Annotated in this window: 21 protein-coding genes; 10 read left to right on the forward strand and 11 right to left on the reverse strand. The window is 40.5% G+C overall.

What is annotated here, in order from left to right:
• Positions 1 to 160: 160 nt before the first annotated feature.
• The 3 genes from FNT16_RS13880 to FNT16_RS13890 all read right to left on the reverse strand — a co-directional run bounded on the left by FNT16_RS13880 (position 161) and on the right by FNT16_RS13890 (position 4,847).
• A complete protein-coding gene (locus FNT16_RS13880) occupies positions 161 to 1,891 on the reverse strand; it encodes a DUF4856 domain-containing protein (protein ID WP_143872131.1) in 1,731 nt (576 codons plus the stop codon).
• Positions 1,892 to 2,297: 406 nt separating this feature from the next.
• Complete coding sequence (gene feoB / locus FNT16_RS13885; RefSeq protein ID WP_143872132.1) at positions 2,298 to 4,616, reverse strand: Fe(2+) transporter permease subunit FeoB; 2,319 nt, start codon at positions 4,614 to 4,616, stop codon at positions 2,298 to 2,300.
• A gap of 3 nt (positions 4,617 to 4,619) precedes the next feature.
• Positions 4,620 to 4,847, reverse strand: a complete 228-nt coding sequence (locus FNT16_RS13890; protein ID WP_143872133.1) for a FeoA family protein — start codon at positions 4,845 to 4,847, stop codon at positions 4,620 to 4,622.
• Positions 4,848 to 5,388: 541 nt separating this feature from the next.
• Here FNT16_RS13890 and FNT16_RS13895 point away from each other — a divergent pair.
• The 3 genes from FNT16_RS13895 to FNT16_RS13905 all read left to right on the forward strand — a co-directional run bounded on the left by FNT16_RS13895 (position 5,389) and on the right by FNT16_RS13905 (position 8,695).
• Positions 5,389 to 6,057 carry a methyl-accepting chemotaxis protein gene (locus tag FNT16_RS13895; RefSeq protein WP_425456707.1) on the forward strand — a complete coding sequence of 223 codons (669 nt, stop codon included), beginning with the start codon at positions 5,389 to 5,391 and terminating at the stop codon, positions 6,055 to 6,057.
• 204 nt (positions 6,058 to 6,261) lie between these two features.
• A complete protein-coding gene (locus tag FNT16_RS13900; protein ID WP_143872135.1) occupies positions 6,262 to 6,942 on the forward strand; it encodes a DUF2982 domain-containing protein in 681 nt (226 codons plus the stop codon).
• Positions 6,943 to 7,033: 91 nt separating this feature from the next.
• Positions 7,034 to 8,695, forward strand: coding sequence for a flagellar assembly protein A (locus tag FNT16_RS13905; RefSeq protein ID WP_143872136.1), 1,662 nt, complete (start codon positions 7,034 to 7,036; stop codon positions 8,693 to 8,695).
• 9 nt (positions 8,696 to 8,704) lie between these two features.
• On the opposite strand, the gene FNT16_RS13910 is transcribed toward FNT16_RS13905, so the two are convergent.
• The 3 genes from FNT16_RS13910 to xseA form a co-directional block, all read right to left on the reverse strand.
• The gene (locus FNT16_RS13910; RefSeq protein WP_143872137.1) at positions 8,705 to 9,358 is read right to left on the reverse strand and encodes a TcpQ domain-containing protein; all 654 of its coding nucleotides are present in this window, start codon (positions 9,356 to 9,358) and stop codon (positions 8,705 to 8,707) included.
• A gap of 79 nt (positions 9,359 to 9,437) precedes the next feature.
• Complete coding sequence (gene lpxL / locus FNT16_RS13915) at positions 9,438 to 10,361, reverse strand: LpxL/LpxP family Kdo(2)-lipid IV(A) lauroyl/palmitoleoyl acyltransferase (protein WP_143872138.1); 924 nt, start codon at positions 10,359 to 10,361, stop codon at positions 9,438 to 9,440.
• Between the two features lie 68 nt (positions 10,362 to 10,429).
• A complete protein-coding gene (xseA, locus tag FNT16_RS13920; RefSeq protein WP_143872139.1) occupies positions 10,430 to 11,779 on the reverse strand; it encodes an exodeoxyribonuclease VII large subunit in 1,350 nt (449 codons plus the stop codon).
• Between the two features lie 165 nt (positions 11,780 to 11,944).
• On the opposite strand from xseA, the gene guaB reads away from it, so the two are divergent.
• Together guaB and guaA are read left to right on the forward strand one after the other, a co-directional pair.
• The gene (guaB, locus tag FNT16_RS13925) at positions 11,945 to 13,414 is read left to right on the forward strand and encodes an IMP dehydrogenase (RefSeq protein WP_143872140.1); all 1,470 of its coding nucleotides are present in this window, start codon (positions 11,945 to 11,947) and stop codon (positions 13,412 to 13,414) included.
• 76 nt (positions 13,415 to 13,490) lie between these two features.
• Positions 13,491 to 15,068 (forward strand): glutamine-hydrolyzing GMP synthase, encoded by a 1,578-nt coding sequence (gene guaA / locus FNT16_RS13930; protein ID WP_143872141.1) that lies wholly within the window; start codon positions 13,491 to 13,493, stop codon positions 15,066 to 15,068.
• Positions 15,069 to 15,250: 182 nt separating this feature from the next.
• On the opposite strand, the gene FNT16_RS13935 is transcribed toward guaA, so the two are convergent.
• The 5 genes from FNT16_RS13935 to minC all read right to left on the reverse strand — a co-directional run bounded on the left by FNT16_RS13935 (position 15,251) and on the right by minC (position 19,185).
• A complete protein-coding gene (locus tag FNT16_RS13935) occupies positions 15,251 to 16,162 on the reverse strand; it encodes a DMT family transporter (protein ID WP_143872142.1) in 912 nt (303 codons plus the stop codon).
• A gap of 392 nt (positions 16,163 to 16,554) precedes the next feature.
• Positions 16,555 to 17,205 carry a GTP cyclohydrolase I FolE gene (folE, locus tag FNT16_RS13940; RefSeq protein WP_143872143.1) on the reverse strand — a complete coding sequence of 217 codons (651 nt, stop codon included), beginning with the start codon at positions 17,203 to 17,205 and terminating at the stop codon, positions 16,555 to 16,557.
• Between the two features lie 151 nt (positions 17,206 to 17,356).
• On the reverse strand, positions 17,357 to 17,617 hold the full coding sequence (gene minE / locus FNT16_RS13945; protein ID WP_143872144.1) for a cell division topological specificity factor MinE: 261 nt from the start codon (positions 17,615 to 17,617) through the stop codon (positions 17,357 to 17,359).
• Positions 17,618 to 17,623: 6 nt separating this feature from the next.
• Positions 17,624 to 18,433: a septum site-determining protein MinD gene (gene minD, locus FNT16_RS13950; protein WP_143872145.1), complete on the reverse strand. Its 810-nt coding sequence runs from the start codon at positions 18,431 to 18,433 to the stop codon at positions 17,624 to 17,626.
• 14 nt (positions 18,434 to 18,447) lie between these two features.
• The gene (gene minC, locus FNT16_RS13955) at positions 18,448 to 19,185 is read right to left on the reverse strand and encodes a septum site-determining protein MinC (protein WP_143872146.1); all 738 of its coding nucleotides are present in this window, start codon (positions 19,183 to 19,185) and stop codon (positions 18,448 to 18,450) included.
• A 224-nt stretch (positions 19,186 to 19,409) separates the two neighbouring features.
• Here minC and FNT16_RS13960 point away from each other — a divergent pair, with 224 nt between their 5' ends.
• The 5 genes from FNT16_RS13960 (at position 19,410) to FNT16_RS13980 (ending at position 24,383) form a co-directional block, all read left to right on the forward strand.
• Entirely contained in the window at positions 19,410 to 19,697 is a 288-nt protein-coding gene (locus FNT16_RS13960; RefSeq protein WP_143872147.1) for a YcgL domain-containing protein, read from the forward strand.
• Positions 19,690 to 20,727, forward strand: coding sequence for a lytic murein transglycosylase (locus FNT16_RS13965; RefSeq protein ID WP_425456675.1), 1,038 nt, complete (start codon positions 19,690 to 19,692; stop codon positions 20,725 to 20,727). Before FNT16_RS13960 ends, FNT16_RS13965 begins: the two co-directional genes overlap by 8 nt.
• Positions 20,728 to 21,396, forward strand: coding sequence for a fumarylacetoacetate hydrolase family protein (locus FNT16_RS13970; protein WP_143872148.1), 669 nt, complete (start codon positions 20,728 to 20,730; stop codon positions 21,394 to 21,396).
• Positions 21,389 to 21,889 (forward strand): YcgN family cysteine cluster protein, encoded by a 501-nt coding sequence (locus FNT16_RS13975; RefSeq protein ID WP_143872149.1) that lies wholly within the window; start codon positions 21,389 to 21,391, stop codon positions 21,887 to 21,889. The genes FNT16_RS13970 and FNT16_RS13975 overlap by 8 nt, the downstream gene beginning before the upstream one ends.
• Positions 21,890 to 22,118: 229 nt before the next feature.
• Positions 22,119 to 24,383 carry an arginine/lysine/ornithine decarboxylase gene (locus tag FNT16_RS13980; protein WP_143872150.1) on the forward strand — a complete coding sequence of 755 codons (2,265 nt, stop codon included), beginning with the start codon at positions 22,119 to 22,121 and terminating at the stop codon, positions 24,381 to 24,383.
• Positions 24,384 to 24,452: the final 69 nt, after the last annotated feature.

Raw genomic sequence — 24,452 nt, forward strand, 5'->3', positions numbered from 1 at the left:
GTTATATTTTAATTTTTAGGTATGTTTAACGAGATTAAAAATCCTTTGAATATCATCAGCATCGGATTATAAACGATGCTAGATTATAAACGGAAAAAGGTTAGCTGCTTGCGCAGCTAACCTTTAACATCCTGTTTTCAAATAGTTGACTGCTTTAAAATTACCAGTTTGCAACTACATCTGCATCAAAGCTATATGCAGCTTGTAATTTCGCTCTGGCTTCTAGCAAGTCTGCTAAATAAGCTGTTTTATTAACCGCATCTAATACCGGCTTGTCGCCAATCAGGTTGTTAATTTCAGTGAAGTCAGCATCGCTTAACGGGCTATGCGGATTAAATTGTAAACCAATTAAAAAGCCTTTTAATTCAGACCAGTGTTTAGCAGTATCGGCTAAGCTTGCACCAGTTGTGATATCTGCATGGGTATCATTGATGTAATGCACAACCGTTGCTGCGATTGATTTTTCCCAGGCTAATACCGCTTGGTCACGATGGCCTTTTAATTCTTCCATTTCTAAATCTGTTAAATCAGAGCTCGTGCCAGCGATTTCGTTTAATAATCTACGACCGGCTAAAAATGCTTCCATTGCTTGCTGGGTATAATCAGTGACACCTGCACTGCCTAAATCACGTTTTGCCGCATTGGTTGAGTTACCAAAGTTAAACTCGCTGTTTAAATCAATTTTGCCATCCATATTGATGTCGTAATAACCGCTGCTCCAACCGTCACGGCCGCCTTTACCTGCGATTTCTTCATCTGTATAGGCTAGATAATTGCGCGCTGCACCAAAATAACCAAAACCTTCATCCCACTGGTGTTCTAATTTACTGTAAGCAGATGTGCCATCTTGAGCATTGGCGGTTTTTAAACCTTTACCGTCTGTTGCGTCATCTAAATAATCATCGGTGCCTTGCGAATAAGCTACTGCACCTAATAAGAATTTTTGGACCAATTGTTTTAGATCATGACCATCTTTTGTTAAATAGACTGGAAGTGAGAAATTATTATCGTCGAGGTGCTCACCAGCATAAACTGCTTCAGCGTTGATTGCGATCACTTCAAAGAATTTTAACAATAAGGCTTCCGGGGTTTGTTCAAAATCACCCATGTAAGTTGCGCTAAAGGCTTCAAACTCAGTGCCCGCATTCCAATCTTTATGTTGTGTTACGACTGCATCATCGAAACCACCATCATTGCCAGCAATTTTGCCCTGCAGGTTTTTACCTGAAGAAATATCTGCAATTGAACTTTGTTCGCTGTTTGCAACCACTGTTAAATCTGCATTTAACACCGCATTGACGGCATCTGCTGTGGTGTTTTCATCCGAATCACTGTAGTAGTAGGCATATAATTTAGCTAAAGCGTCCGCTTTTGTTTTAACTTTTTCGTTTTCAATATCAGCCTGTAAACCCGAACCGATATAGTTGGTTAATTCGGCGATTAATACGTGGCGCGCGACCTGACCAGAATAGCTGACACTGTCACCGTCAGAAAATTTGCTTGGGAAAACATAAAAATCAAGTTCGTCTTGAACTTCAATGGTTAAGGTTTCTTCTGTTGATAAAGTACCGTCTGAAACGATAACAGGCAGGGTGATTGTTGTTTCTTTTTCGTAATCTAACATGGCATCGGCTTTGAGTTGTAAGCTGTTACCGTTGATTTCAAAGCGGCTGTCTGCCCCTGATGCGAGTTCAAAAGTAAGTGTATCATTTTGCGCATCAGTTGCACTTAAAGTACCAATAGTGGCCGCCATTTGATTTTCGGCAACCGTTGTTGTAGACAAGGAAACACTTGTTGGCGCTGTATTTTGAGGCGCGTCATCTGATGAGCTACCACAAGCAGTAAGAGATAAAGCGATTGCACTAAATAATATTGAATGTTTGATATTCATAATCCTAACCTAGCTTCCTGTTAATATTTTATGAGTTAAATCTTAATGTACTTGAAAATGAGAGTAATTATTATTAGCGAATTATACATTAGGCTGGATGCGAATCAATATCATTTCGAAAATTGTTTTTGTATTTAAAAATAATAAGCTATCGTATTATTTTTCGACATTTTAATCTGTTGTTGCGATTTGAATGCTCAGTCCTATTTGGTTGTTTTTATTGAGGAATTTCGGTTCTTGAGCGGTGTGTAGAGGTGTGAACATTACACGCAAATAGTTAAAAGGATAGCAGGGGTACTTTGATTTGAATAAACCGAATTTCTATTTTTAAGCTGAAATAAACAGAAATCCGGTTTATTAATAGTGACTATAGATCTTTTCTATGCGGCTAATTTTGCTTAGAAAGCTAGTTCACGTTGACCACTGGAATAATTAGCGCTTCTTTTTTGGCGATTTTCCGCCCATGTTGTTTCATCAATGCCAAGGTAACAATAACAATAGCAGCACAGGATAATAACCACATTGCACTGAATGTTGGGTGTGCGCTAAACGTACTAACTTGATAAATTACCGAAGCGGTAATATATGCCAGACCCGTCGACCAAAGTGCAATAAAACTCATCCATTTTAGCCCGGCTTCGCGATACATCGCGCCCATTACCGCAACACAAGGGGTATACAATAAAACGAACACTAAATACGAGAAAGCGGCGGTTGTGCCATTAAATAAATTGCCCATTGCCTGAAAAGTCGATACTTGAACACCTTGTGCGTCCGCCGCAGCGGTTAAATCTGTTTCTGAAATAATACCTAACCCAAGTGGATCAAAAATATTATTATAAATATCCACAAGGTTGGCCGGCACGCTTGCGAATGCTTCTGAGATACCCGCTTGCAATGAAAAGCTCGTTTGATCGTCAGATGCATCGATTTCTGCTTGTGAACCAATTTGGCCATACAATGCATCTAAAGTACCGACAACCGCTTCTTTAGCAAAAATGCCGGTAAAAATTCCCACCGTTGCGGGCCAGTTTTCTTCTTCAATACCAATTGGCGCAAATACTGGGGTAATGGTTTTACTGATTTGGCTAAGCACTGAATTTTCTGAATCTTGGTTTCCAAAAGTCCCATCTGTCCCCCAAGAGTTTAAAAAGCTCAGCAAGGTGACAACAACAATAATGGTTTTACCCGCGCGTGTGATAAAGCCGTGCAACTTATCCCAAGTTTTTAATAAAACATTTTTCATTGAAGGTAGATGATAAGCCGGCAATTCCATAACAAAAGGCGTTAATGTCGGTTTAAATAACGTCTGCTTTAATAACAAACCCGTTAATATCGCCATCACGATACCTAGCAAATACAATAAAAAGACAATGTTATGGCCTGAACTGGCGAAAAATGCTGCCGCGAATAGGGCATACACAGACAAGCGAGCACCACATGACATAAAAGGTGCCATTGCTATCGTTAAGAGTCTGTCTTTATGTGTATCTAAAGTTCGACTGGCCATGACCGCAGGTACGTTGCAGCCAAAACCAACAATTAACGGGACAAATGATTTACCCGGCAAACCGACTGCGCGCATAAATCTGTCCATGACAAAAGCTGCACGCGCCATATATCCTGAATCTTCAATAAGCGAGAGGAAAAAATATAAACCCGCAATGACAGGTATAAAGGTTGCGACTAATTGTATGCCGCCGCCAATGCCTTGGCTGAGGATGGTACTTAACCATTCAGGTAAGCCGATATTTTGATAAAGAATATGCGCACCATCAACCATGACAGTTGCGAATAGAATGTCAAAAAAGTCGATGAAGGCGCCACCTACATTGATCGCAAAGACAAACATTAAGTACATCACGGCTAAAAATATTGGAATGCCTAACCAGCGATTTAGGACTACATCGTCTATATAATCCGTTAAAGTTTTAGTTTGCTTGTATTCTTGCTGGGTGCTGTGGTCAATCCACTGCTGAGCAATCTGATACCTTTTATCTGCTAAAAAGGTTGCTTGCTCGTGCTCTACCTTTTCAATCAGTTTTTCAGCCGCGGGTATTTCTGCTTTTAACCATTGAGCAATGGTGCTTTTTTCAGCGCGTCGCGAGTAAACTTGTTGGGCTTGCGATTCAGTTAACTTAAATTCTGATTGAAGCTCTTCTAGAACAATGTTTTTAGCTTGAGTTAAGTCTAACTCTAACGGTTTAGGTTTATATGATGGCGGCGTTTTAATGGCAGATAATAGTTTATCAAGGCCCTGTTTTTTTATCGCACTGACACTGATTACCGGCACGCCAATACATTCGCTTAAACGCTCTGTATCAATTTTAATGCCTTGTTTTTCTGCAACATCAGCCATATTGAGCACCACAATCAGTGGTACGCCCATTTCTCTCAATTGCAACGTTAAATATAAGCTGCGTTCTAATCTGGATGCATCGAGAATATTAAGAATCAGATCGGATTCGCCTGATTGTAGGTAATCGCGCGCAATTTTTTCGTCTAGAGATATCTCATGGTCTTCTGCATCAAGTGAGTAAGTCCCCGGCAAATCCGTTAACTCAGCTTTAGTGGAGGCGTCTATATTAAAAAAACCGGTTTTCTTTTCCACCGTAACACCAGACCAATTACCGACACGTTGTCTTGCGCCTGTTAAGGCATTAAATAAAGTGGTTTTACCACAATTTGGATTACCAATTACAGCAATAGATAGTTGTTTTTGCATGAATTAAATTGTCTCTACCTGAATGGTTTCTGCTTCTGATTTACGCAAACTTAGACTGAAACCGCGAACTTCAATTTCAATTGGGTCACCTAATGGCGCCAAACGTTTTACGGTTATTTTTGCACCGGGAGTCATGCCTAGAGAGAGTAGTTTACGCCTAAAGCCTGCTTGACTTGGCGAGATAGATAAAACAGTGGCAGATGTTCCAACTGGTAATTTATTCAGTGTCATTTTGACTGACTCCTAAGTTGCCATTTCGAAGCGATATATTGCAATTATATTGCAAATGATATTGATTATCATCTAAAAGCGTAAATTATCTTAAAGTTGTTGTGTATTTTTCCGATAAAAAACTGTTCAACTCATGCGACATCATCTAAAGTTAGATGGCGAACATAGATAAATTAACTTTGCTAAACTATTGTTTCAAAAATTTATATTGTTATAAGGTTTAGTTTAAACAAGTTACTCATTAAAAAATAACTAAAATCATAAGTTAAATAAGAATAATTTTATTCGTATTAGATAAGGGCCTGATATGTTTAGTTGGATGAAACCAGCAATTCCTGCCGGAAAGGCAGTAGTCGATCAAGTTGAATTGATGGATTTAGAAAAGAAAGCCGCTATTTTAGATAAACTGCTCGAAAGTTCTGCTTACGAAATAGCAGAGCAAATAAAACTAAATGCCAGCACCGTGAATGAGTCGAGTGAAGAAGGCCTAAACATGATCGAGCATAGCTATGAAATGGTTAAACATTTTATAGAGCAGTCGATGGAAATTGAAAATATTGCAAACAGTTCTCACGAAGCGGCAGCTGAAACTTCAAAAACAAGTGAGGAGTGTATCGTTGAGTTAACGAATCTTGTCAACAATATCCGCAGCTCAGCGCAATTTATCTCAGAATTTACCCACTTACTTTCTAATCTTGAAGAAAACAGCAAAAACATTGACCACTTAGTTGAAGCGATTAAAGGTATTGCTGAACAAACGAATTTACTCGCGTTAAATGCGGCGATTGAAGCTGCACGCGCAGGCGAGCATGGTCGAGGCTTTGCGGTTGTTGCAGATGAAGTACGTTCGCTGGCTAACACTGCAAATAATTCTGCCGACCAGATTCAAACTGAAATGCGTAAAATTATGGATATTTCAGGCTCTATCATTACTAAACAAAAAGAAGTCGAAGAGTTAATTGATAGTAGTGTAAATATAGCCGATACCACTACCAGCCAACTTAATTCTTTGGTGAACGTTGCAAAAAGCAGTTCAGAATCTATGGCCACTATGATTGAGCACATTCGTGTACAGTTGACGAATTCTGAAGATATTCAGGAAAAAATGCAGCAGTTGGTGAGCCAAACTCAAGGTTCAATTGAAGGTGCTTCAGCCAATTTAAGTTTGAGCGGTGAGCTGATACGTAGTTTGCAAAATATTAAGCGCTAACTATAGATTGATCTATAGTTAACTGACAATAGATAACAAGGAGGCTATGCCTCCTTTTTTTTAATTTATGAAAAAATGGATTAGAGATTTATTCTGGCCCGATTGTCCTCGTTGTCGCAAGTGGCGGCTTATTATTGTTTGGGGCCTTTTTATGTTTTGGTTTGTCATGGAGGTTTATTTACCTAATTTGACTGGATGAATGTTATGCAAAACTTGGATACACAGTACATTCGATCTGTCGCTAAGCAAAATGGCTATAGTATCAGTGTATATAGTGCTATTTTAATGGTTGTTTTGGCTATTTTATATTTTGAAGCACCTGAAAATTTGCAATTGCCCTTGATGTTTTTGATGGGCTGCTCTGTTGTTGGGGTGGTGATGGGCGTATTTAAAATACAAGAGCCTGATGTCAGTTTTATGCTAAACAATCAAGGCATCCTATATCATCACAAACGCGGTTTTTTATTGATTGAATGGGAAAACGTTCAACGAATTGATATTCCAAAGGTTCATCAGGGATTAGAATCGGTTGACTTGGCTTTTGTTGGCATAAAATTGGTTGACCCTGAAAAAATACTGGGCGCAATCAGTTTAAGACTGATATCTCACTTGCTGATTGAACAGCGTGCAATTTTACACCGTTATTTAAAAGAAGATTGTCCAACGGGTACCTGTATAAGTGAAATAACATTAAACACTGATGCTTACAAAAGTGACTCGGGTATTATCTATACTGGACTTAGAGGCATGTTTGCACACCGTATGGCCTGGCTCAGAAAATTAAGTGGGTATGATTTATTGATACCAGAAAGTGCATTTGACCGTCCGGCTGAAGAGTTTGCTCAATTATTGAAACATTTTAAACAAGAAGCAGAGACAGTTTAATTTACCTGTCTAATTATGCTTATGATTCTTTTGAAAAAAATAATTGTATGTTATTGTTTGATCAAATGTAAAAAACTTGAGTCCCCCCTGCATGGCTGAGTTGAAGTTTAATTTAGACGAGCATTCAGGCGAATTAACGGCGGTAGTTACTATCAGCCAAGATAGCCAAGCCTTAAAAGACAGTTGGTTAAAAAGCCAGTTAGCAACGTCTGATTATGCCAATTTATTTGTTATTGACAAATCCGTGACGGATTTTGTTGCTATGGCAAATGATAAAATTATTCAAAAACAATTTAGCCAGCCGGTCGAATTGGTTGTCGCAGAAGTGCGTGATGCTAAAATCAATGTCACTGTTGCGAATGACAGTATGTCTGCTAAAGCTGAAATTATTGGCCCTTATGGTGGCGCTTATTTAACGCCGAATAAAATCATTAAAGCGCTTACGCAAAAAGGCGTAAGCATGGGCGTTGATCAAGATGCCGTTAAAAATTTGGCAGAGCTTGCCGCGAATGCCGAACCGGGTGAAATAACCACTCAGGTTATCGCGCATGGACAACAGCCGATAAAAGGGGATGATAGTTGGTTTGAAGCGCTAAGTAAAAATGCACGTGAGCGTGTTTTACAGCCGCAAGAAGCTGAAAATGGCAAAGTTGATATGCGGGATTTAGGTGAGCTTATTTCCGTCAAAGTCGGCGATGCTATCATGCGGCGACACCCGCCCACTAAAGGTAAATCTGGTTTCAATGTGTTAGGTGATGCATTGTTAGCGACACCGGGAGAATGGCTAGAATTTGAAGCAGGAAGTGGGTGTGTGGTTTCACCGACAGACAAAAACTTATTAGTCGCGGAAATGGCAGGTTTACCGTATTTGTCTGAACAAGGTGCTCGCATCGACAATGTATTGGAGCTCAAAGGGGTCGATGTGTCTACCGGGCATATCGATTTTGAAGGCGGTGTTATTGTCAACGGTGATGTCGCTGAAGGGATGCGATTAAAAGCGAAAGGGGATGTTACGATTGCTGGATTTGTTGAAAATGCCAGACTCGAAGTAGACGGAGATGTCACCGTCTTAAAAGGTATTATTGGCCGCAAGGTAACTGATGAAGTGGTTACACAAGAAACTGAGTTCAGTTGTAATGTGCAGGCAACTGGTAATGTCTGTGCTAAGTATATCCAGTATGCAAAAGTGACTTGTGGTAAGCAGTTGTCTTTTCAAGCGCAATTATCACATGCATTTGTCAAAGCAGATTCAGTTGTTGGTGGTGTTGAAAACACACCAGCAGGTAAGATTATTGGTGGTTTGTTTCAACTCAATCGTTTTTTATCTTGTGCCACTTTAGGGGCGCCAGCTTCAACCTCTACGCATATTCATTTATGTTGTGATTTAGAAAAAGAGCAACAGAAAAAGGCGGCGATTGTGCAGCTTAAAAAGCATAAAAAAATCGTCTTAGAAGATTTAAAAGCGGCATGGGAACATTTGAAAGACGATGAGGCATGTCCTGAAAGAACTAAACTGGTTGAAGAGACGATTAAAAAATATAAGCACCATGATAAAGAGTTTAAAAAGGTGCAACAAGCTTGTCTCGTTTTAGAAAAGCGTATCTCTGGCGCCATTGAGTCTTGTTATGTATATGCAGCAAAGAATATGTATAGTCAAATTCATATCCAATTAGGCGATTTAAAAACCGTGACCAAAGAAGACCGCAATAACTGTCGGGTTTCGGTTAAAGAGAATAAATTCGTTAGAGGGTAGATACAGTTACTATCTAAATAATCGCCATCTTCGACTGTCGGCTGATCTGGCTGGCGCGCAATTTTCCCGAATGTAATGTTCAACAACGTCTGTGATGACAAGAGTACGTTGTTTGGGACAAAAGAAAGCGTACACATCCCTTTCGAAATCACTATCTATTGCGGTACTCATTTTGTACAAGGTACCAACCGTTGTTTCTTCTACTCTAAAAGGCAGTTTGACAACAAAATCGCGCTCTAACCACCATATTAGATGCATATTTTCAGCTTCTGCGATATCTCGCATGCGTTCCCTTAACGTGTCACCATGAGCGAAGCGTCGGTTTTTCATGGCACCAACCCAATTGCCACTCACTGAGCGTGTTGTTACGCCGATTTTGTGAAGTTCATCGGTTAGGCTACTATTTGGCTTTTTCAATTCGATTACATACAGCTCTCGCTCTGCATCAGACATGCTTTCATATTTTTGTTTTAGATCAGCATAAAAGTCACCAAATCCTTGCATTGCTTTTGTCGCACTGGATTTGGTTGTTTTTGCTGTGTCACTTTCTAATGCATTGTCTAAAGTGTCAGCGGTAAATAAAGCGTTTTCGTTTAAGATTACGTAAGCTCCAATAAATACTAAAATAATTGCTGCAGATGTATGTCGAATCCAAAACCACATGATTGACTATCCATTGTTCATTTGATGAGCAAGATTAATTTATTGCTTTTTAAATTTCCAGTAAGTTGTCATTAAAAGCTTAATCATATAATGATTTTGCTTTGCGATCGGGACGTGTTTTAAAGCGTCTGTGCAACCACATATATTGTTCTGGTGCTTTTAAGATTTCAGTTTCTATCAGTTTATTTAACCTTGCTGCATCTGCTGTGTCATCGCCACTGGGGTAATTTTCTATGATCGGGCTGACTGTAATTAGATAACCTTTGCCATCGTCTAGTCTTTGTGGCGTAACCAGTACAACTGGACAACCCGCTTCGCCGGAAAATAATGTTGTGCCTGTGGTGGTACAGGTATTTTCCTCAGCAAAAAAGGGGACAAAAACACTGCGCCTGCGGCCATAATCTTGATCCGGGAAGTAAAAACACAGTTCGTTGTCATTTAATGCGTTAAGTAATCCTTTTACGTTTTTAGCACCTATTAGATATTTATTATCTCTGGCGCGTCCATGATATTGAAAATATTCCATCAACGGATTGTTGTGCTGGCGGTAAAATGCAACCGCTGGATGTTTTTGGCCAAATACCCGGCAGCATATTTCTAAACACATGTTGTGAAAAGTCACCATTAATACGCCTTTACCAGCTTTTTGGGCTTCTTCAATATGCTCTAATCCTTGATAATGACAGAATTTCGCAAGTCGCCATTTAGGCCACCACCAACCCATACTGGATTCAAACAGCGCAATTCCGGCCGCTTCAAAGTTTTGCTTTAACAGAGACTGAATTTCATGGTCTTGCATATTGGGAAAACAAATTTCCAGATTTCGTCTTGCAATGTGTCTTCTGCGTTTGGCCAGTGTATACATTAATCTACCGACAAGACGACCCAGTAAGAGTTGGACTTTATAGGGTAACCAACTGATAGTGTACAAAATGCTAATGCCAATCCAAGTTAACCAATATTTGGGTAGAAAAAACTTCAAGCTAAACTTTGGAATATCCACGAGTAAAATTCTCTAAATTATTGTTATTAAAAATCTGCGTCGCATTCTATGTCTTCAATTGCATAAGCTCAAGAATCAGTTGTGCTTCTGCTGTTAATTATTTTACTGGTGATAAAACCATCTTTTAACTGGGTTTGAATTTCCTCTCCGGGTAAAACCTCTTTGACTGATTTTATTAATTGTTTTTGTTGGTTGTAAGTTGCAGAGTATCCGCGTTCAAACGTCGCCAAAGGACTGATTGCGTGCAGGTGTTGTGCCGCTAAATTGATTTTATTTTGCTTTGTTTGCATTTGGCTCTGGATGGTCGATGTCAGCCGGTTTTGCAGTTCCGCCAATTGATGTTTGATACTGTAAAAATGCTCTAACGGTGAATGCGCAGCAAACCGGTCACTTAACTTTTGTTGTTTTGTTTTTAACTGGGTTAGTTTGTGACTCAGTACTTCATTAATACGCCATTCTTGTTCGTCTAACCATTGTTGTTTTTGCCTGATTTTTTGTTGAGGGCTGTGTTCAGACAAGGTCATTTTTAATGTCAGTAGACGGTTTTGTTGAGCTCGAATGGTTTGCTGTAGCCCGTTTGTCAGCCGATTGTTCAGATGCGGAAGGGTTGCGGCTAAGTCAAGACAGTTTTGGCTAATGATTTCAGCTGCCGCAGAAGGGGTTGCGGCGCGTATATCTGCAACAAAATCTGCAATTGTAATATCGGTTTCGTGGCCGACAGCACTAATAACAGGCAGTGGGCAACTTGCTATCGCTAATGCAGTTTGTTCTTCATTAAAAGCCCATAAATCTTCTAAAGAACCACCACCTCGACCGACAATGATTAAATCTAAGCTTTGGTCGGCTTGTGCCAGTTTGATCTTTTCGGCAATGTCTTTTGCCGCCGATTCACCTTGTACTAAACAGGGATAGATATCGATTTCGATATGTCGAGCGCGGCGATTTAAGATACTGAGCATATCGTGGATGGCCGCGCCTTTTGCTGAAGTGACTATCGCGATTTTACGAATATTGGTCGGTAGTGGTTTTTTACGGTGTAAATCAAATAGCCCTTGATTTTGCAGTTTCGTTTTGAGCGCTTCAAAAGCTTGTTGCAAGCGTCCAATGCCTGCTGGCTGCATTGACTCGACGATTAATTGATATTCTCCTCTCGCTTGATAGAGGCTGGCATTTGCTCTAACCAACACCTGTGTTCCGTTTTCTGCTGGAAAAGTCACTTTTCGGTTTGCCATTCGAAACATGGCGCAGCGCACTTGTGCGTTTTCGTCTTTTAACGAAAAATACCAGTGTCCTGAAGCGGCCTTGGTTAAATTAGATATTTCGGCTTCGAGCCAAATGCCACTGAAGTTATTTTCTAGTAAGCTTTTAATTTGTGTGTTGAGTTGACTTACGCTAAAAACAGTTTGAGATGAAAGCATATCCGGTCAAATTTGGTAAATGATGGGCCTATGTTAATGCTGAAAACTCCATATAGGCAAATTTAAGCGAAAATATCTTAAATTTAAGTTTACCTAGTCACTTAAAGCCGTTAAAATTCTGCCGCAACTGTAAATACCTACTCATAACCTTGGTGAGAAGTTGCAATGCTAAGAATCGCTAAAGAAGCTCTAACGTTTGATGACGTTCTCCTAGTACCGGGTCACTCGACCGTACTACCGCATAATGCGGAATTGAAAACTCAATTAACAAGCAAAATTCGTTTAAATATCCCAATGTTATCTGCTGCTATGGATACGGTAACAGATGCTCGTTTGGCCATCGCGTTGGCTCAAGAGGGTGGTTTGGGGTTCATTCACAAAAATATGACCATCGAAGAGCAAGCCGCTCAGGTTCGTCAAGTTAAAAAGTTTGAATCAGGTATTGTTTCTGATCCGATTACGGTAAAGCCGGATATGACGATACAAGATGTGATCTACTTATCTGAACAAGTGAAGTTTTCTGGTTTCCCTGTTGTTGATACGGATAATAACCTTGTTGGCATTTGTACTGCTCGTGATATTCGTTTTGAAACAAATTTAGAATTACCTGTCTCTTCTGTGATGACACCAAAAGATCAATTGGTGACCATTAAAGAAGGTGAAAAATCAGATGTGATTTTAGATTTAATGCACCGTCACCGTATCGAAAAAGTTTTAGTGGTGGATGATGCATTTAAATTAGCTGGCATGATCACAGTAAAAGATTATTACAAAGCTGAAAATAAACCAAACGCATGTAAAGATGAGTTAGGTCGCTTACGTGTTGGTGCCGCGGTTGGCGTTGGAGCTGGCACTGATGAGCGTGTCGCTGCTTTGGTTGAAGCGGGTGCGGATGTGATTTTGGTGGATACATCACATGGCCATTCGCAAGGCGTTATCGACAGAGTTCGTTGGGTGCGCGAAAACTTTCCGACTGTACAATTAATCGCGGGTAATGTTGCAACCGCAGAAGGTGCAATCGCACTGGCTGATGCGGGTGTTGATGCGGTAAAAGTCGGTATTGGACCGGGTTCAATTTGTACAACACGTATTGTGACAGGTTGTGGTGTACCACAAATTACGGCGGTTGCAGATGCGGCTGAAGCTTTAGCCGAGCGGGGTATTCCGGTTATTGCTGACGGTGGTATTCGTTTCTCGGGCGATATTGCAAAAGCTTTAGTCGCGGGTGCAAGTTGTGTCATGGTAGGGTCAATGTTTGCGGGGACTGAAGAGTCACCGGGTGATGTTGAGTTGTTCCAAGGTCGCTATTATAAATCTTATCGCGGTATGGGTTCGCTTGGTGCAATGAGCCAGAAAGAAGGCTCAAGTGACCGATATTTCCAAAAATCGAACGAAGCCGATAAGTTAGTGCCAGAAGGTATTGAAGGCCGTATCGCTTATAAAGGACCGTTATCCAATATTATTCATCAGCAAATGGGCGGTTTACGTTCAGCGATGGGTTTAACAGGTTGTGGTGATATTGAAGCGTTGCGCACCAAAGCTCAATTTGTTCGTATAACATCAGCCGGCATGGGTGAATCGCATGTGCATGATGTACAAATCACCAAAGAAGCGCCGAATTACCGATTAGGATAATTTAGTCGATTATTCCTTTATTTTCAGGCTAGCCCGAGGGCTGGCCTGAGTTGTTTATATATACTGGATTTTAGCAATGAGTAAAAATATTCACGAAAGTCGAATTCTGATTTTAGATTTCGGATCTCAGTACACACAGTTGATAGCACGTCGCGTGCGTGAAATAGGCGTTTATTGTGAGCTTTGGGCGTGGGATGTCACTGAAGAGCAGATTAAAGAATTTAACCCAAGTGGTATTATTTTATCAGGCGGACCAGAAACCGTAACGGCTGAAAACACGCCGCGAGCGCCACAATATGTCTTTGACGCGGGTGTACCTGTTTTTGGTATTTGTTATGGCATGCAAACTATGGCACAGCAGTTGGGCGGTCAGGTGCAAGGCTCAGAACATCGTGAGTTTGGTTATGCAAAAGTTGAACTGGCGCGTGAATCTGCATTGTTGTCAAATATCGAAGATCATATCGGTGAAAACGGGCTGGCACAATTAGATGTTTGGATGAGCCATGGTGATAAAGTGGTTTCAATTCCATCTGGTTTTAGCACAGTTGCGACCACGCCAAGTTGCCCCCATGCAGGGATGGCCAATGAAGATAAACATTTTTATGGTGTTCAGTTTCACCCAGAAGTTACCCATACACGTCAAGGTCAGCGTATTTTAGAGCGCTTTGTCGTTGATATTTGTGGTTGTAAAAAACTTTGGACACCCGCATCCATTATTGAAGATGCTGTTGAGCGTATTAAAGCTCAGGTTGGTGATGATGAAGTCATTTTAGGTTTATCCGGTGGCGTTGATTCTTCAGTAACCGCAATGTTGTTGCACCGCGCAATTGGCGATAAATTAACTTGTGTATTTGTTGACAATGGTTTGTTGCGGCTAAATGAAGGTCAGCAGGTAATGGAAATGTTTGGTGATCATTTCGGTTTGAAAATTCTTCATATCGATGCCGAAGATCGCTTTTTGGATGCGCTACAGGGCGAAGCTGATCCAGAGAAAAAACGTAAGATTATAGGCCGTGTTTTTGTTGAAATTTTCGATGAAGAATCTAAAAAATTAACCACCGCAAAATGGTTAGCGCAGGGCACAATTTACCCAGATGTGATTGAATCAGCAGGTTCAAAAACCGGCAAAGCGCACGTTATAAAATCGCACCATAATGTAGGTGGCCTGCCAGATGATATGGAAATGGGCTTAGTTGAACCTTTGCGTGAATTGTTTAAAGACGAGGTACGTAAAATTGGTTTAGAGCTGGGTTTACCTTACGATATGTTATATCGCCACCCATTCCCAGGGCCGGGCTTAGGAGTGCGTGTATTAGGTGAAATCAAGAAAGAATACTGCGATTTATTGCGCCGTGCAGATGCTATTTTTATCGAAGAGTTACACAAAGCCGAGCTGTATCATAAGGTGAGCCAGGCATTTACTGTGTTCTTACCGGTACGCTCTGTTGGTGTGATGGGCGATGCCCGTAAATACGATTGGGTTGTTTCACTGCGCGCAGTTGAAACAATTGACTTTATGACAGCTATCTGGGCTCATTTGCCATATGATTTCTTAGGTCATGTTTCTAACCGGATTATTAATGAAATTGATGGTATTTCACGTGTTGTTTACGACATTTCCGGTAAACCGCCTGCGACGATTGAGTGGGAATAAACTGATTTTTTAACGCTTTATATTAGCGAGAATTAGTAAGAAAAAGTCCACGTTAAAGTGGACTTTTTGTTTTTGATGGGCTCATTTTTGGCAAAAGACAAGCCGGAAAAAGAGAGCGGTGATAAACCGTCTCTTGATAAAACACCTTTTGCAGCAATTAGCTGTAGCAATTAGCTTACCACTCATAGCGCATTCTGGCTTGTTACAAGCCTTTGACCCAAATGGTCTCCCCATAAATACAAAGACAAGCCGAGTAAAATGGCAGCAGTACCTAACAATAAATCTTTGCTTAATGTTTCGCCATTGAGTTGGTTGCCTAATAGAAGTGCAATAACCGGTGTAATTAAGGTCACTAAGGACACGGTTGATACTGCTAGCTTTTGCAAGATAAAGTAGTAACAGATAAACCCGAACAAAGAGCCGAATAAACCTAAATAGACGATTGCGCCGACAGAGCGGCTGCTCCATTGGGTATAATTTAACTGGCCATCCATTAAGTACCAAGATATAAAATACAAAGGTAATGATAAAGTGACGGCACCAACGGTTGTCGCCATAGGATGGATATTAATTTCAACGGTTTTAACCATAACACTACTTAAACTAAAAAGTGTGACGGCAATGAGCACAAGTAGAATACCAATCAGGTTGTTGTGTCCATTATTCAATGCGTCTCTAAAAATAAAAGCTAAGCCTAACAAGCAAACAATCAAAGCAAACCAACGCACTTTACTAAAAGGCGCATCACCCAATATTTTTTGTCCGGCTATTCCGGCAATAATGGGTGCTAGGCCAAATACAACAGAGATTAATCCTGATGGAATGTACCCAGCAGCTAAGTAGCTGAACATCATTCCGCCATATACACCTATGACAGAGTAGCCGTACAATCGCAGTGCGTTTTTGTTAACAGGTAGACGAATGCCCAATATTGGTAATAACAATAAGCCAATGACACAAGCCAAGCACATGCGCAGCATGACGGCTAAAACAGGGTGGATTGACTCGCTGCTCCAGACAATTCCAAGAGGTGTGGTAGACCAAATTAAAACGACGGCTAAATAGCTGAATGTTATTTTGGGTTGAAGTTGCATTGTGTTATCCCTAATAAGAAAAAAGAAAGCTACCAATGCAAACAAAAAAGCCGCATCGATAACTGAATGCGGCTTTTAACAATGAGTCTTATATACTTGTTAATTTCCGCATTCGAATACGCGCATACAAAATGGCAGCGGGCGAATGACGACCACGGGCATTGCTAAGCGAATATTAAAGGCGGTTAAGTTCATATTAAGTCCAAGTTTGTTATATGCGTTAAAGAATATGCCATCTAAACTAGCTTTGGGTCAATGACAAAACAGTGACAATTTTAAATCTTTATAAGCATTACGCTGATAAGCCTGTATGCACTGAGGGTCACTAAAAGGTCCACTAAGCGTGCAGTGGCTTATCGATTAAAAAATAAAAATGCCAAGTTCAACACGTCCTAGTTGTGGTGGTTAGATAAAAACTCTTGTCTTGTATTTAAACTTGACTTAAATAACCCACCTAAAGAGGTTGTTTGTGTTGTCGAACTCATATCCATCACACCTCGCGCTTTTACACAATAATGTGTCGCGTTAATGCTGACCGCCACATCATCTGTTTCTAACAGTGTTTGCAGGGCCACTAATATTTGCTGAGTTAGTCGCTCTTGTACCTGAGGACGTCGCGAGAAAAAACGAACAATTCGGTTTATTTTCGACAAACCAATTACTTTGGCTTTTGGTATGTAAGCGACACGGGCAACCCCGTCAATGGTGATAAAATGATGCTCACAGGTGCTACTGACACTTATTTTATCAACTGTGATCATTTCATCGACTGCCATTTTATTTTCAATGGTGGTCATTTTAGGAAAGTTTTCATAGTCTAAACCTGAAAATATCTCATCGACATACATCTTAGCGATGCGTTGAGGTGTTTCAGCTAAACTATCATCTGACAAGTCTAAACCCAGTGCGCGCATGACTTGTGTCATACTGGCCTCAATTGCCTGACGTTTTTCTTCATTGCTCAGTCGGTTTTCAACAACTGGGGTTTCTAAACCTTTAGCAATCAGAGCTTGTTGTACTTTTTGTGCTTCGGGGCTCAACATCAAAAACTCCATATAAATAGTTTTTGCTTATTCTTTTATGATTATACGCGATATGTTTTTAGATGGATTGAATATAAGTAAAATAAACCCAAATTTTATTCGGGTTTATTTCTACTATCAGCTTGCCCCACCAATACTTTAGATAAGCTTGCTATTTATCTTCTGGCAATGTGACGTTCAGTTCCAATACCGATAAGTCGTCTTCGTTCTGTTCTAATTGCACAGAAATGGCGTCCGAATCTATGTTGATATAATATTTTCGGATAACTTCCAGGATATCTTTCTCCATCGCACTTAACGTGTCACTGCGTTCGTCTCCACGGCGACGTTGTGCAACGATGATCTGTAGCCGCTCTTTTGCGTGAGACGCTGCTGATGTTCGTTTAGGGCGAAAATAATTCAATAATGACATAATCCATTAACCTCCGAACAAGCGTTTAAATATGCCTTTTTTCTCTTCTTCTATGAATCTATATTCAACTTGGTTGCCTAGCAAGCGTTCTATTGTGTCTAAATAAGCTTGTCCGGCATCACTTTGTTCATCTAAAATTACCGGCTCACCGACGTTAGAAGCACGTAGCACCGCTTGTGATTCAGGGATAACACCAATCATTTTAACGGCTAATATTTCACACACATCTTCAACACTTAACATGTCGCCACGTTGCACTCGTCCAGGATTATAACGTGTTAACAGCAAGTGCTCTTTAACTGCGTCTTTGCCTTCTTCTGCACGTTTAGATTTAGAAGCGAGAATACCTAAAATGCGATCTGAATCCCGTACTGAAGATACTTCAGGGTTAGTAACAACAATTGCTTCATCCGCAAAATACAAGGCCATTAGCGCGCCTTGCTCGATTCCAGCAGGAGAGTCACATATAATGTAGTCGAAAGTTTCCGATAATTCATTTAATACGCGCTCAACACCTTCTCTGGTAAGTGCATCTTTGTCACGAGTTTGTGACGCTGGAAGTATGTACAAACCATCTACACGTTTATCTTTAATCATGGTTTGGTTTAAGTTTGAGTCTCCGTTAATCACGTTCACAAAGTCATAAACCACTCGGCGTTCTACACCCATGATTAAATCTAAATTTCTTAAACCAATATCAAAATCGATAATAACTGTTTTAAAGCCTTTTAACGCTAATCCTGTGCCAATTGCCGCACTTGAAGTTGTTTTGCCAACGCCACCTTTACCTGAGGTAACAACAATAATACGAGCCATTTATATCTCCCTCGCTAAACTTCTAAATCTGATACGGCGAGACTATCGCCACTTAATGAAATACAGCCTGACTTTTTCCAACACTGGGTGAGTTGTTCACTGGTCCAGTAAGTCCCATTTATGCTCACTAATTCTGCTTCTATTTTTTGTGCAAATATTTTTGCTTCTGCATTTCCTTGCGCACCGGCTATTGCACGGCCACGCAGACTGCCATATATATGTATGTTGCCATCAGCAATGACTTCAGCGCCATTACTGACAGTACCAATTACAACTAAATCTGTATCGCGTGCATAAATTTGCTGACCAGATCGTAAATTTTGTCTTAAAACTTGCGCCGGTTTATAGGTTGGCACTTCAACTTCAACCGGCACTTCTACGCGTTCGTAACGGATTTGTGTTTGTTGTCCGTCGTTATTCTGCTGTTGAGGTTGCGGATGTTGTTCTTTAGCTGTGCTTAAACAAGCTAAACCAACTGCTCTGGCTGCAACTTTTTGTTCGTCGTTAGCACCTGAAATGCCTACCGGAACCAACTTTAGGCTTTCTAATTGTTGCTTTAATAATGCAAAATCAATCACTTCACCATTTAACTTGTCCACATTGACAACTATGGGGGCCATTAAAAAAAATTGAGGGGCTTGGGCAATTTTGCTTGCTAAAGCTTCTGCAACTGCAACAACATTGTTGCTTTGAATGTGTAGAACAGACAGTGTAAAAGCACTGCCTTTTAATTCGATTGTAGAATCCGACATATAATTTTAAATTTTTATTGTTCGAGATAGGCTTTCTTAGCCGCGAGTTACATATATATTACTGCGCAACATGGTATAGTGCGCCTAATTTGAACGCAAGCATTTATCACTTTATAGATGCAGTGTTTTCGGGCAAGATCAGGTTGTGAATAGCCATTGTTGTAAAATTCGACAGATTCTAATTTTATTTAGCATTCAGAACCAATAAATATGAGGATTTTCTAGTGCTTTGTGCGGTTTATCGTAGTCATAAAAAAGCAGATACTTATTTGTACGTCACAAAACGGGATGATTTTAGCCGGGTTCCTGAACCTTTGATGGCCAGTTTTGGTCAACCCATCTTTGTGTTGATGTGTAATTTAGATAAAAGAGATAAGTTAGGCACAGCAGATTTAAAAAAAGTGCGGGCAGATTTAACCGAACACGGTTTTTATCTGCAGTTGCCACCACCGTCAGAAAATATGTTGGATGAGTTAAAAGCTCGCAATAAACGGAGTGATAGTAATGATTAAAAATTTTGCAAAACGCATTTGTTTGGCGGCAATGTTAGGTGCAGCATTGCCGGCTTGGGCGGATACAGCGACAGATAAAGAGAAGTTTGAACAATTTGTTGTTGAGCTTAAACAGGAAGCTATCAGTAAAGGTTACGATAAATCTTTGATTGACGAAGCTTTTAAAGGGGTTGAGTTTAAAGAAAAAGTGGTCAAAGCAGATCGCAATCAGCCAGAGTTTATTGAAACATTGGAAACCTATTTACCAAAACGGGTACCCGAGTGGAAAGTTAAACAAGCCAGAGAAAAATTTGCCGAACATCGAGTACTATTAGAAAAAATCGGTCAGGAATATGGTGTCCAGCCTAGGTTTATTGTCGCGCTTTGGGGATTAGAAAGTAATTTTGGCCGTATTCAAGGCAATTTGCCGGTTATTTCTTCTTTAGTGACTTTAAGTTACGACGGACGACGAGGCGCATTTTTTAAACGCCAGCTATGGGATGCGCTAGACATAGTTAAAAACGGTGAAGCAAGGCTTGATCAGCTTAAAGGCTCATGGGCAGGTGCCATGGGGCAGGCACAGTTTATTCCGAGTTCATTTAAAGCTTATGCGGTTGATTATGACGGTGATGGCATTAAAGATATCTGGCAAAATCAGGCCGATGTTTTTGCCAGCGCAGCAAACTATTTAAAACGTGAAGGCTGGAATGATAATTTAACTTGGGGTCGCCAGGTTAAAGTGCCAGAAGACTTTGATTTTTCATTAGCCATTCCAAGTAAAACTAAAGGTCGCAGCGACTGGACTAAAAAATGGAAAGCAACTGAAGTTAGTTTAGCCGAATGGCAGCGCAGAGGTGTGCGCCGAATGGATGGTTCAGATTTACCTAACGTAGATATAAAAGCGGCGATGTTATTACCAGACGGAGAAAAAGGGCGAGTCTACTTAGCGTATGATAATTACAAAGTATTAATGCATTGGAATCGCTCTTACTATTTTGTCACGACGGTGGGGTATTTAGCCGATCGTATCGGTTATCCGGTGGTTAAATAGATGCAATATTTTCATCAAGATTCACAAGGCAAGTCAATAGACTTGCCGGTTGGTAAAGTCATTTGCATTGGCGGTAATTACGCTGACCACATCAAAGAAATGTCGTCTTTAGTAACCGATGAGCCGGTGTTATTTATGAAGCCGTCTACGGCTATGGTGCGCTTAGAGCCTGAAATTAAGATTCCGACAGAATTTGGCGAATGCCACAATGAAACCGAAATTGCTGTATTGATTGGCACAGCGCTTAAAAATGCTGATGTGACGGCTGCGGAAAATGCCATTTGGGGAATCGGTATTGCACAGGATTTAACGTTAAGAGCGTTACAAAAACGCTTGAAGTCGCAAGGGCGACCTTGGGAACGCGCAAAATCATTTGATGCTTCTTGTCCACTTTCTGGTTTTACCAGTAAGCAATATTTTGATGATCTCAACAATATTGAATTTTCTCTAGAGGTAAATGGTAAATTACGCCAAGCCGGTAACAGCGCAAATATGGAACGTAGTATTGTTGAAGTTGTGAGTTTAATGAGCCAGAATTTTACTTTGTTACCTGGCGATGTGGTGTTAACTGGTACACCTGCTGGTGTCGCAGCACTATCATCAGGCGATAAATTAAGTATTTCGTTTGACCGATTCAATTATACAAGTCAGGTTGTAACTCATGACTGATACAGCGCCATTTTGGCAAACTAAAACGCTGCAGGAAATGACGCGTTCGGAGTGGGAACAGATTTGTGACGGGTGTGGTAAATGTTGTTTGCATAAATTTATTGCCGATGACACAGTTGCTGAAGTGACAACGACCGACAGAATCGATGAAGGTGAGTCGCTAGAATTTACCAATATTGTCTGTCGTTATTTAAATGATAAAACCTGTAGCTGTACCGTTTATCCTAAACGTCGGCAATTAGTGCCAGATTGTGTTGAGTTAACACCGGAAAACCTAGACGCTATTTTTTATATGCCAAGCAGTTGTAGTTATCGTCGTTTGCAAGAAGGACGCGGTTTACCTTCATGGCATCCTTTGTTAAATAAAGGCAAAAAATCTAAGATGCATCAAGCTGGTATGTCCGTGCGTGGGAAGGTTCTTCAAGACGATGAAGTTGATTTAGAATATTTTGAAGATTACATCGCGATTTGGCCGTTAAAGGATGTAGATTAAGGTTAATTTGACGAGCGAGTAACTAACGCAAAAAAATCATAAAAAAATGCTTTTCATTTCATAAAAAACTGCTTTAATTCGCGCCAGACAAAGCTGGCGTAACATTTCATGTGTCATATTGCACAAAGGAGCAGAGCGGTCGGGTAGGCGATAACTTCGTCTGTTTTTTTAATCCGTCTGTTTAAGTGCTATCCTTCCTGCTTACACGGACAAAATATGGACACTACCCATGAAATTTCGTTTTCCGGTTATTGTAATTGATGAAGATTTTCGCTCTGAGAATATCTCCGGCTCAGGCATTAGAGATTTGGCTGAGGCGATTGGTCAACAAGGGATGGAAGTTATTGGCTTTACCAGCTATGTTGATTTGAGTGCTTTTGCGCAACAAGCCAGCCGAGCATCTTGTTTTATTCTTTCTATTGATGATGAAGAGTTTGGTGCAGGCAGTGATGCTGAAGTTGAAATTGCGGTCGCTTCTTTACGTGCTTTTATTGCAGAAGTTAGAAAAAGAAACATTGATATTCCTATCTTTTTGTATGGTGAAACACGCACCTCTCGTCATATCCCAACTGATATATTGCGTGAGCTGCATGGGTTCATTCACATGTTTGAAGATACCCCTGAGTTTGTGGCTCGCCATATCATTCGCGAAGCTAAAAAATATTTGGACGCGTTGTCGCCCCCATTTTTTAACGCTTTAGTTAATTATGCAGAAGACAGTTCTTACTCATGGCATTGTCCCGGCCATTCTGGTGGTGTTGCCTTTTTAAAAAGTCCGGTCGGGCAGATGTTTCATCAGTTTTTTGGTGAAAATATGTTGCGTGCTGACGTGTGCAATGCGGTAGATGAGTTAGGGCAATTGTTAGATCATACCGGTCCTGTTGCAGCCAGTGAGCAAAATGCTGCACGTATATTTAATTGTGATCACTTATTTTTTGTGACTAATGGTACCTCGACTTCAAATAAAATAGTGTGGCATTCAACGGTCGCACCTGGTGATATTGTGGTGGTTGATAGAAATTGTCATAAGTCTATTTTGCACTCAATTATTATGACAGGCGCGATACCGGTATTTCTTATGCCAACGCGTAACCATTATGGCATTATTGGACCAATTCCTAAAAGTGAGTTTAGTTTAGAAGCTATTCGTAAAAAAATTGAAGCGAATCCATTTGCACGAAATGCTAAAAATAAGAAACCGCGTATCTTAACCATTACCCAAAGTACATATGATGGGGTTATCTACAATGTCGAGCAAATTAAAGACATTTTAGGTAATTCAATCGACACCCTACATTTTGATGAAGCTTGGTTGCCACATGCAACTTTCCATGAATTTTATAAAGACATGCATGCGATAGGTGAAGGGCGTGAGCGCACCGATGAAACTTTGGTGTTTGCAACGCAAAGTACGCATAAATTACTGGCAGGTTTATCTCAGGCGTCACAAATATTGGTACAAAATGGTACTGGACGTCAGCTTGATACGCATCGTTTTAATGAATCTTATTTAATGCATTCTTCTACCAGTCCACAGTACTCTATTATTGCCTCGTGCGATGTTGCTGCGGCAATGATGGAAGCACCCGGTGGGAGAGCCTTAGTAGAGGAATCACTGTTAGAAGCGATTGATTTTCGTCGTGCGATGCGCAAAGTGGATGCAGAGTTTGGTGACGATGAGTGGTGGTTTAAAGTTTGGGGACCCGAAAAATTAGCCGAAGAAGGTATTGGCGAGCGCGAAGATTGGGTCATTCATCCACAAGATAAATGGCATGATTTCGGGCAGATAGAATCAGGCTTTAATATGTTAGACCCAATTAAAGCAACGATTATCACCCCAGGATTAGATATTGAAGGTGATTTTGCTGAATTCGGTATTCCTGCAGCTATTGTCAGTAAATATTTGGCAGAACATGGGATTATCATTGAAAAAACCGGGTTATATTCATTTTTTATCATGTTTACGATTGGTATTACCAAAGGTCGCTGGAATTCAATGGTGACTGAATTACAACAATTTAAAGATGATTATGACCAAAACTTACCCTTGTGGCGCGTACTACCAGAATTTGTTAAAAAACACCGTCAGTACGAGCGGGTTGGTTTACGAGATTTGTGTAATCAAATACATAATATGTATCGAGAATATGACGTTGCTCGGATTACGACGGATATGTACTTATCCAACATTGAAACCGCAATGATACCGGCTGATGCTTGGGCTAAAATGGCGCACCGTGACATTGAACGTATCTCAATTGATGAGATAGAAGGGCGGATAACTGCAATGCTAGTGACGCCTTACCCTCCGGGAATTCCTTTAATGGTGCCGGGAGAGCGGTTTAACAAAACCATTATTAAATATTTACAGTTTGCACGTGATTTTAATACTGCGTTTCCAGGTTTTGAAACTGACGTACATGGATTAATTAAAGAGCAGGAAAATGGCGTTGCAAAATATTATGTTGATGTAGTATATGAGTCATTGTCATAGCAGAGCCGCTCAATATGAAAAAGCCGTGTCATTACACGGCTTTTTTTAGATGTTTAGATATTTTTGGGG

It is taken from the genome of Catenovulum sediminis (assembly GCF_007289895.1).
Classification (GTDB): Bacteria; Pseudomonadota; Gammaproteobacteria; order Enterobacterales; family Alteromonadaceae; genus Catenovulum; species Catenovulum sediminis.

Coding starts and splice junctions, on each gene's coding strand:
- feoB (WP_143872132.1), bottom strand. CDS start 4,616: ATGCAAAAACAACTATCTATTGCTGTAATTGGTAATCCAAATTGTGGT.
- FNT16_RS13905 (WP_143872136.1), top strand. CDS start 7,034: ATGGCTGAGTTGAAGTTTAATTTAGACGAGCATTCAGGCGAATTAACG.
- xseA (WP_143872139.1), bottom strand. CDS start 11,779: ATGCTTTCATCTCAAACTGTTTTTAGCGTAAGTCAACTCAACACACAA.
- minC (WP_143872146.1), bottom strand. CDS start 19,185: ATGTCGGATTCTACAATCGAATTAAAAGGCAGTGCTTTTACACTGTCT.
- guaA (WP_143872141.1), top strand. CDS start 13,491: ATGAGTAAAAATATTCACGAAAGTCGAATTCTGATTTTAGATTTCGGA.
- FNT16_RS13890 (WP_143872133.1), bottom strand. CDS start 4,847: ATGACACTGAATAAATTACCAGTTGGAACATCTGCCACTGTTTTATCT.
- FNT16_RS13975 (WP_143872149.1), top strand. CDS start 21,389: ATGACTGATACAGCGCCATTTTGGCAAACTAAAACGCTGCAGGAAATG.
- minE (WP_143872144.1), bottom strand. CDS start 17,617: ATGTCATTATTGAATTATTTTCGCCCTAAACGAACATCAGCAGCGTCT.
- folE (WP_143872143.1), bottom strand. CDS start 17,205: ATGTTGAGCCCCGAAGCACAAAAAGTACAACAAGCTCTGATTGCTAAA.
- FNT16_RS13910 (WP_143872137.1), bottom strand. CDS start 9,358: ATGTGGTTTTGGATTCGACATACATCTGCAGCAATTATTTTAGTATTT.
- FNT16_RS13980 (WP_143872150.1), top strand. CDS start 22,119: ATGAAATTTCGTTTTCCGGTTATTGTAATTGATGAAGATTTTCGCTCT.
- FNT16_RS13965 (WP_425456675.1), top strand. CDS start 19,690: ATGATTAAAAATTTTGCAAAACGCATTTGTTTGGCGGCAATGTTAGGT.
- guaB (WP_143872140.1), top strand. CDS start 11,945: ATGCTAAGAATCGCTAAAGAAGCTCTAACGTTTGATGACGTTCTCCTA.
- FNT16_RS13900 (WP_143872135.1), top strand. CDS start 6,262: ATGCAAAACTTGGATACACAGTACATTCGATCTGTCGCTAAGCAAAAT.
- FNT16_RS13895 (WP_425456707.1), top strand. CDS start 5,389: ATGGAAATTGAAAATATTGCAAACAGTTCTCACGAAGCGGCAGCTGAA.
- minD (WP_143872145.1), bottom strand. CDS start 18,433: ATGGCTCGTATTATTGTTGTTACCTCAGGTAAAGGTGGCGTTGGCAAA.
- FNT16_RS13935 (WP_143872142.1), bottom strand. CDS start 16,162: ATGCAACTTCAACCCAAAATAACATTCAGCTATTTAGCCGTCGTTTTA.
- FNT16_RS13970 (WP_143872148.1), top strand. CDS start 20,728: ATGCAATATTTTCATCAAGATTCACAAGGCAAGTCAATAGACTTGCCG.
- FNT16_RS13880 (WP_143872131.1), bottom strand. CDS start 1,891: ATGAATATCAAACATTCAATATTATTTAGTGCAATCGCTTTATCTCTT.